Origin of the sequence: Mucilaginibacter boryungensis, from assembly GCF_015221995.1 — a bacterium.
In the GTDB taxonomy this organism is placed as follows: Bacteria; Bacteroidota; Bacteroidia; order Sphingobacteriales; family Sphingobacteriaceae; genus Mucilaginibacter; species Mucilaginibacter boryungensis.
In genome coordinates, this window is record NZ_JADFFM010000001.1 from 1,634,056 (window position 1) to 1,647,007 (window position 12,952).

12 protein-coding genes and 1 tRNA gene are annotated in these 12,952 nt (G+C 43.4%); 10 read left to right on the top strand and 3 right to left on the bottom strand.

Going from position 1 to position 12,952, the window contains the following annotated elements:
* Positions 1-102: 102 nt before the first annotated feature.
* Complete coding sequence (locus IRJ18_RS06915) at positions 103-2,802, bottom strand: bifunctional YncE family protein/alkaline phosphatase family protein (RefSeq protein WP_194105458.1); 2,700 nt, start codon at positions 2,800-2,802, stop codon at positions 103-105.
* Positions 2,803-2,950: 148 nt separating this feature from the next.
* On the opposite strand from IRJ18_RS06915, the gene IRJ18_RS06920 reads away from it, so the two are divergent.
* Positions 2,951-3,220, top strand: a complete 270-nt coding sequence (locus IRJ18_RS06920) for a hypothetical protein (RefSeq protein WP_194105459.1) — start codon at positions 2,951-2,953, stop codon at positions 3,218-3,220.
* A 127-nt stretch (positions 3,221-3,347) separates the two neighbouring features.
* On the opposite strand, the gene IRJ18_RS06925 is transcribed toward IRJ18_RS06920, so the two are convergent.
* On the bottom strand, positions 3,348-4,775 hold the full coding sequence (locus tag IRJ18_RS06925) for an ATP-dependent DNA helicase (protein WP_194105460.1): 1,428 nt from the start codon (positions 4,773-4,775) through the stop codon (positions 3,348-3,350).
* A gap of 67 nt (positions 4,776-4,842) precedes the next feature.
* Here IRJ18_RS06925 and IRJ18_RS06930 point away from each other — a divergent pair, with 67 nt between their 5' ends.
* From IRJ18_RS06930 to coaD, 3 genes are read left to right on the top strand one after another with little or no spacing between them, the layout of a single operon-like run.
* Positions 4,843-5,628: a DUF3822 family protein gene (locus IRJ18_RS06930; protein ID WP_194105461.1), complete on the top strand. Its 786-nt coding sequence runs from the start codon at positions 4,843-4,845 to the stop codon at positions 5,626-5,628.
* Positions 5,628-6,182 (top strand): 16S rRNA (guanine(966)-N(2))-methyltransferase RsmD, encoded by a 555-nt coding sequence (rsmD, locus tag IRJ18_RS06935; RefSeq protein WP_194105462.1) that lies wholly within the window; start codon positions 5,628-5,630, stop codon positions 6,180-6,182. The genes IRJ18_RS06930 and rsmD overlap by 1 nt, the downstream gene beginning before the upstream one ends.
* 30 nt (positions 6,183-6,212) lie before the next feature.
* Positions 6,213-6,674, top strand: coding sequence for a pantetheine-phosphate adenylyltransferase (gene coaD, locus IRJ18_RS06940; protein WP_194105463.1), 462 nt, complete (start codon positions 6,213-6,215; stop codon positions 6,672-6,674).
* Here the strand turns inward: coaD and IRJ18_RS06945 are convergent.
* Positions 6,649-7,284, bottom strand: coding sequence for an NUDIX hydrolase (locus IRJ18_RS06945; RefSeq protein ID WP_194105464.1), 636 nt, complete (start codon positions 7,282-7,284; stop codon positions 6,649-6,651). The two genes, coaD and IRJ18_RS06945, sit on opposite strands and share 26 nt — an antisense overlap.
* Here IRJ18_RS06945 and pyrE point away from each other — a divergent pair.
* From pyrE to IRJ18_RS06975, 6 genes are all read left to right on the top strand, one after another.
* The gene (gene pyrE, locus IRJ18_RS06950; RefSeq protein ID WP_194105465.1) at positions 7,283-7,924 is read left to right on the top strand and encodes an orotate phosphoribosyltransferase; all 642 of its coding nucleotides are present in this window, start codon (positions 7,283-7,285) and stop codon (positions 7,922-7,924) included. The two genes, IRJ18_RS06945 and pyrE, sit on opposite strands and share 2 nt — an antisense overlap.
* A 471-nt stretch (positions 7,925-8,395) precedes the next feature.
* Positions 8,396-10,018, top strand: coding sequence for an ABC-F family ATP-binding cassette domain-containing protein (locus IRJ18_RS06955; protein WP_194105466.1), 1,623 nt, complete (start codon positions 8,396-8,398; stop codon positions 10,016-10,018).
* A gap of 72 nt (positions 10,019-10,090) precedes the next feature.
* A tRNA-Lys gene (locus IRJ18_RS06960) sits at positions 10,091-10,163 on the top strand.
* Positions 10,164-10,380: 217 nt separating this feature from the next.
* Positions 10,381-10,971: a TetR/AcrR family transcriptional regulator gene (locus tag IRJ18_RS06965; protein ID WP_194105467.1), complete on the top strand. Its 591-nt coding sequence runs from the start codon at positions 10,381-10,383 to the stop codon at positions 10,969-10,971.
* 138 nt (positions 10,972-11,109) lie between these two features.
* Positions 11,110-11,916 carry an SDR family NAD(P)-dependent oxidoreductase gene (locus tag IRJ18_RS06970; RefSeq protein WP_194105468.1) on the top strand — a complete coding sequence of 269 codons (807 nt, stop codon included), beginning with the start codon at positions 11,110-11,112 and terminating at the stop codon, positions 11,914-11,916.
* A gap of 33 nt (positions 11,917-11,949) precedes the next feature.
* A complete protein-coding gene (locus tag IRJ18_RS06975) occupies positions 11,950-12,951 on the top strand; it encodes an NADP-dependent oxidoreductase (RefSeq protein ID WP_194105469.1) in 1,002 nt (333 codons plus the stop codon).
* Position 12,952 lies beyond the last annotated feature (1 nt).

The window sequence follows — 12,952 nt, forward strand, 5'->3', positions numbered from 1 at the left end:
CAATCTCCCGATTAGCAGAGCGATTTGCATAGTTTGGAGATTGCTTCGTTCCTCACAAGGACGTTGTTAGTATTGTGTGAGCATAAGCTTGGGTTCCTGATATTAGTCATCATCATCCACATCAGTACCAGCTAATTTTTGCGGGTAGGGTTTGTTCTTTTTTACCGAGTTCCAGATGATTTTATTTAGCAGGTCATCGTTGCCGCCATCTATATGGTTAAACTCGGGGCGCATGGATTGGCGGGCATAATAAAGGTCTTTCCCTTTCAGTGCCGATAGCTTCTGGTTCATTTCGTTAAGCGGAATGCGGTTAGGCTGATGCTGGTAAGTAAAAGCCATATCAGGCCTGCCGGTAAAACATTTAAACATGGGCAGGGCAGTAGCATCAACCACGTTCATGGGTGGTATGCCCAATATCTGCTCAATAGTGCGCACAACACAGGTTTGGTTATAATTGGTATGCACTGTTTGCTTTAACCGGCTGTAGGCGCTGATCACAAAACCTGTAGTGCGATAGGCCGAAACATGGTCCCAGCCAGCTTGCGAGTCGTCCTCGGTAACAAATATCACCGTGTTTTTCCAGAACCGGCTTTTACTGACAGTTTCCACAATACGGCCCAAGGCCAAATCGTTATCGGCCACCATAGCGCGTGGCGTAGGTAACCCAACGCGGGTACCCCCGGTATGGTCTGACGGTAGCGCCATGATCATCAGTTGCGGCAGTTTATCACCGGGTTGGTTTTCATAGTCTTTAAATTCTTTTAAAAAGGCGCTGGCGCGCACCTGGTCATTAATTTCAAAGCCATCGAACCCCGGGTAAATTGGCGACAACAATGGTCGCACGCGAGAAATAGTGGTAGTATTAGTAAACTGGAAAGGTTTACCCGCCTGATAACCGGCATAAACGTCCGACCAGGTTGTGCCTTTTTTAAAGTGGGGTAAACAAGCTTCGCCATAAATGCGTACGTTTTTACCATGGTCAGCGGCATTGTTCCAGATAAAGCCATTTTTGTTGTACACCATCGCGTCGGTTTGCACGTGGGGGTAACTGCGGAACCAGGCGCGTACATTACGTTCCACATAATCGCTGGGCATAGCGGCGTCTGTCCATTGATGCCCCTCGGCTGATGACTTGCCCGAGGCGTAATAATTATCCATCAATAAAAAATCGCGTGCCAGCTGATGTTCGTTGGGGGTTACCTCGTTGCCAAATATGCACAGGTCGGCCCGTCCGTTGCCTTCCTTCATATCGCCCAGTACCTGGTCGTAAGTACGGTTCTCTTTAATAATATATATCACATGCTCAAAAACCGAAGGTTCGCCAATACGCTCGGGCACAGGCACCGGCGCTTTATCTTTTCGCGGCAGCAAATGCGCCAGTTGGGTACGATATATCAGGTTCAATTGGTTCACATTTTCAGTGTAAGCGGCCAGTTGGGCATCATCAGGCATTTTAATGAATGAAACAGTAGCCAGTTGATGATGGCTGTTAAACGCGCTGCCGGTAGCAGTAACGGGTACATCGCCGGGGCGGCGTTTTATATCTTTAACATCCACCCGCGAGCCTTCGCCCTCCAGGTTGGTAACCAGCAGGGTGTTATCTTTAATAGCCAAGCCGCCGGGGTAAGCCTCGGTAGGGATGAAGCCTTTGGTTTTTTTATTGCCGATATCGATAACAGCCACGGCATTATCCAATCCATTGGCTACATAAAGTGTCTTTCCGTCGGCACTGATAGCCAGGGCATTGGGCGTATCGCCGATAAAGCCTTTGTCGCCAGGGTTTAAGCGCGCATCAAGCACAGCAGTTATAGTGTTGCTCGCTGCATCAATCACCGAAATATTATCACTGTTGCCGTTAGCCACATATACATACTTTTTATCGGGACTGGTTACCAGATCGCTGGGATGCAGCCCGGTTTCAATTTCCTTAACCAATGCGCCGGTTTCGCTATTAAAAATGGACACCGTACCGCGGTTTACGCCCCCGGTTTTAGGGTTGATATAAGCATTACCATAAGGCACACCTGCTGTTTCCTTACCTGCTGTATCGGTTGGGATGGGGCCGCCCCAGTTACTTACATACAGGTTATGGTTGGCCATAGTAATGCCATAGGGGGCAACGCCGGTAGGCTTTTTCCATATAATGGTTTGTTTATCCCAATCAATTTTTAACAATTGGTTGTTGCCGTTCAGTACTACGTATAGGTAATTGGCGCCTTGCTGGTTATCTATTAACAATTCATTGGGCAGGGCAAGAGGAGAAGCGCCTTCCGGTTTAAGGACAAAACTGCGGCCGGGGGTTAGTTTGTTGCCGTCCCAGCTTAATTCCATTACGTACGATTGTTTGCTGCCGGGATTTGCCGCGCTCCATAATATTTTAAAAGTGCCATCGGGGGTTTTATAAACCTCCACGCCCGAATAGGTGCTTAGCGTGCCGCGATATTTCGTGTCCGAGTTGTATTCCCAGCGGTCGATAATGGTTTGTTTATTAATATCAATAACGGCCAAGCCATACCTGTCTTCAACCGCAACCCAATCGGTGCCGGGTATCAGTTTAACATCTAGGCTGTGGTTCTCCGACGCGTTGTCGCCATAGCGCAGCACCGTCCCTGCCGGACTAATAATACGATTATAAGGCATCAGTACGGGTAAGAGGGTGCGGTTAAGCGTGCTATCGTCATAAGCGTTGTGGTATTTCGCCTGTTCGTTATCGGTGACAGTTGTACTGTGATTAATACGGTGGCAGGCGGTACCGAACGCGAGCAGGGTAATAGCAGGAAATAACTTTTGGATGTGTTTCATTGATAATATAAGCCGGGGAAGCCCAAATTTAGAAGAAATATAGGTAAATACAATCTAAATTTAAGTGTAGGCATTGTTACGATGGTGTTTTAACAATATTGGTAACCAGTACGGTATAGTATTTGCATTTTTATTAAAAACACTATCTATGAAAACGCACGTACACTGCCCGCATTGCCAGGGTCATCGCATAAAAACCATTAGTAAAACTACGCAGATTATTATTGGGCTTGCTATAGCCGTGGTGGGTATCGGTTTTTTTGTACCAGCACTGTTTACCGCAGTGGGCTATTATCTATTCGCACTGCCTTTGTTTACGGTTGGTGCTATAAGGGCTTATAAAAGTTATAGCGATCCTGTTGGCAAGGCTTATTGCCATGATTGCCACGAGGAGTTTGAATACTATAGGGCAGAATAAACAAGGCACACCCCGAAATGCCTCCCCGGATTTTCGGGCCCCAGAAAGCGTTCGTTTTTATAACGAACGCTTTTTTTGTTTCAATGCATATTCAAATCACAAATGACTGTTCACGTTGAATATGCGTTTACTCCTCATCTAATTTGGTCTGATAAAACTTATCGCTGAAGTTTACCAGGTAAAGCTCTTTTGTGGCACGGGTACAGGCAGTATAGAACCAGCGTAAAAAGTCGGTGTTTACCATTTCGTCGGTCAGGTAACCCTGGTCAACAAATACAGCATCCCACTGGCCGCCCTGGGCTTTGTGGCAGGTAATGGCATAGGCAAACTTGATCTGCAATGCGTTATAATAAGGGTTTTGTTTTAGTTCTTCGTGCTGTAATTTACGGCTGGGGATATGCTCATAATCCTTCATCACCTCCAGGTAAAACCGCTTCTGATCTATAGGTTGCAACGCTGGCGACTCGGAATACAGCGTATCCATCAGTACTTTGCAGTTAATAGTGGTATCTTCGGTATAATCGGTAAGTTCCAGTTGTACATCGGCAAAGCGCATACCGTACATCTCTTCAAAACGGCGCACTTTGCGTATCCGGCCAATATCGCCATTGGCAACAAAACCGGTGCTGCCCTCCTCGTTCGCCTGCAGCCAAAAATAATTGTTCTTTACAATCATCACCTGGTCGCCCCCGGTCAGTTCCTCATCGCGAAACAAAATGCGCCCGCGAATTTGCCGGTTATACAGGTTCGCGTTCTTATTGCTGCGGCAGATAACCAGCGTGCTTTCATCGCTATACTTATTGTAGGCGTAATTCAGGCCTTCCTCCAGTTTCTCGCTCGTCATACGGAAAACATCCTTGTAACCTTTGGTAACAATGTTAGGCATGTTTTCTTTTCCTTTACGGATGATCTCGCGTATACCGGTTACATTCAATAAAATGCCCGAATCTTTTTGCTGGCGCAGAACTTCTGTTAATTCATAGCTGAAAATGGTTAACCCAAACTGGTCTTTCATCAGCCTGGCATCCAGTGCAGGGCTGTATTCAGAGCCTACGGGAGGCAACTGGGCAGTATCGCCTACCAGCATCAGTTTACAGTTGTTGGTGTTGTATACGTAGTTGATCAGGTCCTGCAATAGCGTCTCCCGGTTGTTGCCGCTGATCTCATCGGATATCATCGAGGCTTCATCAACAATAAACAGCGTTTGCGAGGCCATGTTATCGCCCAGCATAAAGGACTCATCTACATTCAACGCCGATTTTTTGCGATAAATACGTTTATGAATGGTAAACGCTTTACGGCCAGAGTAACTGGTCATTACCTTGGCCGCGCGGCCGGTAGGGGCCAGCAGCACATATTTAAAGTTGTAGTATTTCAATGCTTTAACCAGCGCGCCAATTATGGTGGTTTTACCTGTACCGGCGTAACCGCGCAGGATAAAGCATTCGTCGCCGTCATCGGCTATTAAAAACTGATGCAGCAAACCAAATAACTCGGCCTGCTGAGCATTGGGCTCAAAGGGAAATGCCTTGTGGATATGATCTTGCTGCTGCACGCAACAAAAATGGTGATAAGTAAATGAATTAGGTAATAGAAAAATATTACTTTTGTTGTAACCGTATATGAGCGAATACTCTTTTACTTATCGTAACGATAGCTTTAGCCTTGCCAAAGCCCATGATTCCGTGCTTTACATAAAAGCCGGTAAAACAGAATTTTCATTGCTGATTGCCGAAGAAGGCCGGGTATTGGCCTGGAAAGATAAATGCAGCCTGACAGATTTGGCCGAAGATGAAGCCCTGGGCGATATTTTAACCGCCCCATTTAATAAGGTGGTAGTAGGTTTAATACCCGATGCATTAACCTTGGTGCCGTCTGAATTAGTTAGTGATGAAACCACCCCTGCATATGCCCGTTACCTGGATGTAAAAGCCGAGGATAGGGTATTCGCTGCTAAGCTGGATAATGAGAATCAGATCATTTACAAGTTAGACCATAGCGTGTCCGACGCTTTGGCTGTAAGGTTTAACCTGCAAAATACCGTACCGGCTTACCGGGGCTGGTTAGGGATTATTGCTAAAAACGACCCCGCTAACACTTCCATTTTTATCGACGTATGCTGCGACCAGGTTACTATGGCCAATTTTAGCGAGGGGAAAGTCCGTTTTTTCAACAGCTTTAAAATAAGCGATGTGAACGATATACTTTACTACGCCCTTTTTGTAGCCAACCAATTAGCTATTGAGCCTGATTATGCCTCACTTATTGTAAGCGGTAATTTCTCGGCCAGTGATTTTCAGAAACTGAACGAGTTTTTCAGGATAGTTAAGTATAGCGACCTGAAAGTGACGGATGTACCAATGGGAGTGCCGTCTCATCAGGTACTGTCATTAGCCGCGCTTGCCTGATGCGGATTATTGGCGGACGGTTAAAAGGATTGCGGCTTAACCCACCCAAAGGTTTACCCGTGCGCCCCACAACCGATTTGGCTAAGGAAGCCCTTTTCAATATCCTGCAAAATCAAATTGATATAGAAGGCCTGCGTGTGCTCGATTTGTTTAGCGGTACGGGAAACCTATCGCTGGAGTTTGCATCGCGCGATGCATCGGAAGTTATTTCGGTTGATAAAAGCGTCCGCTGTGTGCATTTTCTGAAAGATATGGCACGCCAGCACGGTCTTGAACAGATAAAAACCTACAATGCAGATGTTTTCAAATTCCTGGAACTGGAGACCGAACCCTACGATTTGATATTTGCCGACCCACCCTACGACCTGAGCCGGATTCCCGAGATAGCTAAGCTGGTATTCAGCAAAAACTTATTATCTGCTGATGGTATTTTGATCATCGAGCATCAATCCATGCAAAACCTGAGCAACCATCCCGCCTTTAGCGAACAGCGTAAATACGGGCATTCGTCTTTTTCGTTTTTCAGAAATGAAATTAACGGGAATGATTTATAGATTTGTGATACAACTTAAAAGCCAGCATCCATGAAAATAGCGCTTTTCCCAGGCTCGTTCGATCCCGTTACCAAGGCCCATGTCGATATTGTAAAACGCTCGGTCAACCTGTTCGATAAAGTTTACATAGGCATTGGCGCCAATAGTACCAAACCTGGCTTTTTAAGTATAGAAAAGCGCGAGCAAATGCTGCGGGCGGTGTTTGAAACAGAACCGCGTATACATGTAATAGCTTATGAAGGGCTTACGGTAGATTTTTGTAAAAGCATCAACGCCAAATACATGATCAGGGGCATCCGTACGGTATCCGATTTTGAATATGAAAAAGCTATAGCGCAAATGAACCATGCGCTGGCGCCCGATATTGAAAGTATATTTATTGTAAGCAAGCCAGGCTATTCATCTATCAGTTCAACAATTGTGCGCGAGATTATGAAGCACAATGGCGATGTAAGCCAGTTTATCCCTAAAGAAGCGTTGGCGTACCTTTAAGCAAGCCTACTTTTTCCAGCACATCCATAATAGATGGGAAGGTATTGTTCTTAATATCTTCCATATGCCCTTTGTTAAACCAGCGTACTTCCGTAATCCCTTCTTCAATTTGTGGCTTTAAGCGTTCGCTGCCTTTATATTTCATGCTGTACCAGTAGGTTTTTTTTAGTACAACCTCGCCTTTGTATATGTAAGTGTGATAGGTATTAATAATTTTTTTGCCGGCCTTGCTAACCTTTATCCCGCATTCCTCCTCAACCTCGCGCACGGCGCCTTCTTTCTTCTTTTCACCTTTTTCCAGTTTGCCTTTCGGGATGTCCCATTTGTCGTTACGGTAAATAAACAGGTAATCACCTTCGGGATTTTTTACCAAACCTCCCGCAGCTTCAATTAACATTACCGATTTTTTTATCTTCTTTAAAAAGGCCTTCGCGTTATTACACAAAATATAAAAGCGTTTATTTTTATGCTGATTAACAACTTGTGCATAAATAGTTTTTAAGTCAAAAAACTGATTGTCAAGCCGCTGGAAATTTTCGGGGTGCTTGGGTTGTACAGTTGTGATGAGTAAAACCTTTTCGTTGATATAAATTCTGTATTTTTGGGCCATGTTTAATAAAACTGAAACTGAACAAAAAGTAGCCGAGTTTCTGCTGCAAATTAAAGCAATAAAATTACAACCTAATAATCCTTTTACCTGGGCATCGGGATGGAAGTCGCCAATTTATTGTGATAATCGTGTAACACTTTCTCATCCCGCCATCCGTACCTATATCCGCCAACAATTAACACAGCTGATACAGGATGAATTTGGTTCAGTTGGTTGTATTGCCGGGGTGGCTACAGCTGGTATTCCTCAAGGCGCATTGGTAGCGCAGGAGTTGGGTTTGCCATTTGCCTATGTACGTTCGAAACCTAAAGAGCACGGCACAGGAAGTATGATTGAAGGTGAAATTAAAACCGGTGAGCGGATTGTAGTAATTGAAGACCTGATTTCAACCGGTAAAAGCAGTTTGCAGGCTGTAGAAGCATTGCGCGCAGCAGGGCACGACGTAGCTGGTATGGCTGCCATATTTACGTATGGTTTTGATATTGCCGAAGAGAATTTTAAGAAAGCTAAATGCAGGTTTGTAACCCTATCAAACTATAACGCGTTATTAAAGTTTGCCGAAGAAGGCCAGTATATATTGCCTGAAAATGTTGAGTTGCTGAAACAATGGCGCGAAGATCCGGCCAATTGGGGTAAATAAAAATCCGCAGGTTTAGTGTGTTCCACGGATTTATGTTATTAATAGCCATCAGGAATTTAATGTACAAATTGCCAGAAACAAGGCAATTTGACTTAAATACTTTTTTAGTGGCTTACCGAAAACAAAAAAAATCAATAAACATTCCTGTTCTCAACATTACGGATAGCCAATACAATGTTGATCAAAATTAAACTTATAATTAAAACCGTCATAGTCATTTTAGGTTATGCAATATTGAATGTTAGGCAACATTTAATACTACAATGTTATCATTGGTAAAATGTATGTCCTTATAACGTAATTAAATAACTCTTTGTTTTAATTATGGATAAAATTTTGTGAAAATATTTACAATATAGTATTGTAATAGGTGGAAAATGCCTTTTCCTTGCGGGAATGTAATATTGCTTAATAATTAAGCTGAAATAAAAGAGAATAACCTTATTTTTGCGCAAAATTCAATGTATATATATGATTACGGTATCTAATCTTTCCTTGCGCTATGGCAAGCGTACTTTATTTGAGGATGTTAATTTAAAATTTACGCAAGGAAACTGTTATGGGATAATTGGTGCTAACGGTGCCGGGAAATCAACCTTTATGAAAATACTTTCAGGCGAAATTGACCCGACAAGCGGCTCGGTATCTTTTACGCCGGGCGAACGTATGGCCGTCCTTACCCAAAATCACTATGCATTTGATGAGTTTCCGGTAATTGAAACCGTAATGATGGGCCACAAGGAATTATACGATGTGCGCCAGGAAAAAGATGCTATTTACTTAAAAGAAGATTTTAGCGATGCAGACGGCGAACGTGCGGGTGAACTGGAAAACCTGTTTGCCGAAATGGATGGCTGGAATGCTGAAAGTAATGCCGCTACTTTATTAAGTAACCTTGGCATAAAAGAAGACCTGCACTATAAATTACTTAAAGAACTGGATGGTAACCAGAAGGTACGTGTTTTATTAGCACAGGCCCTGTTTGGTAACCCCGATATATTACTGCTGGATGAGCCTACCAACGATTTGGATATCCACACCATTAGCTGGCTGGAAGACTTTTTAGCAAGCTATGAAGCGATTGTACTGGTAGTATCGCACGACAGGCACTTTCTGGATACCGTGTGTACCCACGTAGTAGATATTGATTTCTCTAAAATGACCATTTATACCGGTAACTATTCGTTCTGGTACGAATCAAGTCAGCTGGCTTTAAAACAGCGTGCCGACCAAAATAAAAAGATGGAAGACCGCGTGAAGGAGCTGCAGGATTTTATCCGCAGGTTTAGTGCCAACGCATCTAAATCGAAACAAGCTACCAGCCGTAAAAAGGCGCTGGATAAGATCAACCTTGATGAGATCAAACCATCTAACCGTAAGTACCCGGGAATTATATTTAACAACCAGGGCCGCGAAGCCGGCGACCAGATATTGCAGGTCGAAAAACTAAGTAAAAAATTGGGCGGGGAAGTGTTGTTTGGTGACATAAATTTTACCGTAAATAAAGGTGATAAGATTGCGGTCCTATCGCAAAACAGCCTGGCCACCACCGCCTTTTATGAGATACTTACCGGGCGCGACAAGGATTTTAAAGGCGAATTTAAATGGGGCGTTACTATTAATATTGCCGATATCCCTATGGACAACTCCGAATATTTTAAGGGTAAGGATGAAAACCTGATAGACTGGCTGCGCGAATATTCAACAGGGGAGAAGGACGATCAGTTTATCCGTGGCTTTTTGGGGCGTATGCTTTTCTCGGGCGAGGAAGTGCTTAAGAAAAGCAATGTATTATCCGGCGGCGAGAAAATGCGTTGTATGTTCAGCCGTATGATGTTACAGCAGGCCAACGTGCTGTTATTTGATGAACCAACCAACCACCTCGATCTGGAATCCATCACCGCGCTGAACAATGGCATGAAGGATTTTAGGGGTACCATGCTGTTTACTTCGCGAGATCATGAGTTAACATCAACCGTGGCTAATCGCATTATTGAATTAACACCAACCGGGATAATAGATAAATTAATGACTTACGACGAATACATTGCCAGCGACGCTGTAGAAAAACAGCGCGCCGAAATGTATGCCTAACTAATGCCGGTAATGGCATTAGCGGATTTCAATTTTTCCTGTATATTTGCCATCCCGTTATTATAGGGAAACGACTTGGTAGCTCAGTTGGTAGAGCAACTGACTCTTAATCAGTGGGTCGAGAGTTCGAGCCTCTCCCAGGTCACAAAATTTAGAAAACCGTCTTTGCATCAACTAAGGCGGTTTTTGTTTTTTAAGCGTATCATTTTCCTGAGTATTACGATCGTTGGTACTGGTTTCAGGTAAATTGTTAAACTTTCCATTCAATAAATATCATATTTGAGTCATAAACAATTTAAATTTAAAATCACAGTAATAAAATAAACTTTTTAGTATATTTTTGTTTCCAAAATCATATAACCATGCTTACTAAAGCGGAACGAACAAAACAGTTTATCCTGGAAACGGCGGCCCCCATTTTTAATCAGAAAGGGATATCCGGCGCGAATATAGACGATGTGCTTGCTGCTGCTAAACTGACTAAGGGATGCCTTTACGGTCATTTTGAAAGTAAGGAAGACCTGGCCTTGCAGGTAGTTGACTATATGCTGAATACTAATGGTGAAAAAATGTCACTGACCATCAATCAGGCTAAAACAGCTAAGGCTAAGGTATTTGCCTTCCTCGATTTTTATAAAGATCCTATAAATACTTACCTTAAAGGTGGATGCCCGGTATTTAATATCGCTGTAGAATCTGATGATAATTTCCCGGCCATTAAGGAAAAAATAGGCGGTATAATCCGGCATGGACAGGAAATGTTTGTCAATATTTTAAATCAGGGAATAGTTAACGGCGAGTTTTCCGACAAGTTGGATGCGCCTCTTTACGCGTTCAAGGCAGTGGCTGCTGTTGAAGGTGCTGTTGTGATGTGTAGAGCGATGAATACAGCAAAACCGATGCAGGGTTTGCTCAAAAGCCTGAAGGCTGAATTGGAGAGCTACGTAATATAATTTTTTAATATAAAATATACTAAAAAGTCTTTTTTAACAAATGTCCTAAAGCAAGCGGAAACAACTCCCAATTGAGGAAGAAAAAAAATAAAAAATCGTAACAAAATATACTAAAAAGTCTAAAATAAAACCACCAAAATGAATGGAAAAACAGTATTGATCACAGGTGCCTCGTCTGGCATCGGTCTGCTTGTCGCCAGCAAGCTACACGAAAATGGCTACAAGGTAATCGGCACAAGCCGTAGTCCGGAAAAATACCAGGTTAAATTACCCTTCAAGCTACTGCCATTGGATCTGAATGACGACCGGTCCATAGCATCCTTTGGCAAACAGCTATTCAGTCATATCAGCCAATTGGATGTGCTGATCAATAATGCAGGTTACTTAGTAAACGGACTTGCCGAAGAGACCCCGATTGACTTAGGTAAACAGCAGTTTGAAACTAACTTTTGGGGTACCATTAAATTAACTAACGAATTGCTACCCTATTTCAGGAAGCAAAAACATGGGAAAATAATAACAATTGGTTCCCTGCTGGGTTTGGTGGGCCTTCCAAATGTAGCCTATTACGCGGCTTCCAAACATGCCCTTGAGGGTTACTTTAAATCACTTCGGTTTGAATTGAACCAGTTTAACATCAAGGTGGTTATGCTTGAGCCGATGAGTTTTAAAACCAATATCGGCGAGAGTGGAACTATTGCAGCTGGAAGTATCACAGATTATGACGCGTTCAGGCAAAAGGTAACCGCATATACCAAAAGTGCATTTGATAAGGCCCCCGAGCCAGCGCCGGTTGTTGCTGCTTTGCTGCAAGCAGTAAAAGAAAAAAATCCAAAGTTTGGTTACCCTGTCGGAAAAGGATCATCAATCGTGCTCCTGCTTCAACATTTCGCCTATAAGGTTTTCGAGAAATCCATTCTCAGATCGGTTAACAATTCAAAATAGTGTTAATAAAGAATCACACATTAAAACGAAAAAATGAAAGCATTCATCATAGATAAATATAAAAGTAAAGACGGCGGGCGAATTGGGCAAATGCCCCTTCCGGAGCTTCAGCCTGATGAAGTATTGGTAGAAGTACATGCTGCTGCTGTAAACCTATTGGATTCAAAGATCAGAGACGGAGAGTTTAAACTTTTTTTACCTTATAAAACGCCGTTTATATTAGGTCATGATGTGGCGGGCATTATAACTAAGGTGGGGGCAAGGGTGCAGCGATTTAAAGTTGGTGACGAGGTTTATGCGCGACCAGCAGATCATCACATCGGTACGTTTGCCGAATTTATTGCGATCAGGGAAGCAGATATTGCGATTAAGCCAAAGAACTTAACCATGGAAGAAGCGGCATCCGTTCCACTTGTTGGCTTAACCGTCTGGCAAGCACTGGTCGAAATAGGAAAACTGAAGAAAGGGCAGAAAGTTTTCATTCAGGCTGGTTCCGGTGGTGTGGGAACATTTGCTATACAACTGGCAAAGCATCTGGGGGCTACCGTAGCCACTACCACAAGTGCGGGCAACATGGAATTGGTAAAAAGCCTTGGTGCAGATGTTGTGATTGACTACAAGAAAGATGACTTTGAGAAAGTGCTGCATGATTACGACCTGGTTTTAAATAGCCAGGATGGAAAAACACTCGAAAAATCACTGCGGGTATTAAAGCCTGGTGGACAGCTCATCTCAATCTCCGGTCCTCCTGATCCGGCTTTTGCTGAAGAAATCAAATCTCCCTGGTTCATAAAATTAATTATTCACTTTTTGAGCCGGGGAGTAAGGAAGCAAGCAAAACGGCTTAAGGTGGGCTTCTCATTTTTATTTATGAAGGCCAGCGGAGAGCAGTTAAAGGAAATTACCTCGCTTATAAGTTCCGGCATTATAAAACCCGTTATCGACAAAGTTTTCCCGTTCGAATCTATCAAAGACGCGATAACCTATGTTGAAAGTGGCAGGGCCAAGGGGAAAATTGTAATCAAAATGAAGTGAA

Bases quoted from the DNA above. Each gene is read 5' to 3' on its own strand.
- IRJ18_RS06915 (WP_194105458.1), bottom strand. From the start codon at position 2,802: ATGAAACACATCCAAAAGTTATTTCCTGCTATTACCCTGCTCGCGTTC.
- IRJ18_RS06920 (WP_194105459.1), top strand. From the start codon at position 2,951: ATGAAAACGCACGTACACTGCCCGCATTGCCAGGGTCATCGCATAAAA.
- IRJ18_RS06930 (WP_194105461.1), top strand. From the start codon at position 4,843: ATGAGCGAATACTCTTTTACTTATCGTAACGATAGCTTTAGCCTTGCC.
- rsmD (WP_194105462.1), top strand. From the start codon at position 5,628: ATGCGGATTATTGGCGGACGGTTAAAAGGATTGCGGCTTAACCCACCC.
- coaD (WP_194105463.1), top strand. From the start codon at position 6,213: ATGAAAATAGCGCTTTTCCCAGGCTCGTTCGATCCCGTTACCAAGGCC.
- pyrE (WP_194105465.1), top strand. From the start codon at position 7,283: ATGTTTAATAAAACTGAAACTGAACAAAAAGTAGCCGAGTTTCTGCTG.
- IRJ18_RS06945 (WP_194105464.1), bottom strand. From the start codon at position 7,284: ATGGCCCAAAAATACAGAATTTATATCAACGAAAAGGTTTTACTCATC.
- IRJ18_RS06955 (WP_194105466.1), top strand. From the start codon at position 8,396: ATGATTACGGTATCTAATCTTTCCTTGCGCTATGGCAAGCGTACTTTA.
- IRJ18_RS06965 (WP_194105467.1), top strand. From the start codon at position 10,381: ATGCTTACTAAAGCGGAACGAACAAAACAGTTTATCCTGGAAACGGCG.
- IRJ18_RS06970 (WP_194105468.1), top strand. From the start codon at position 11,110: ATGAATGGAAAAACAGTATTGATCACAGGTGCCTCGTCTGGCATCGGT.
- IRJ18_RS06975 (WP_194105469.1), top strand. From the start codon at position 11,950: ATGAAAGCATTCATCATAGATAAATATAAAAGTAAAGACGGCGGGCGA.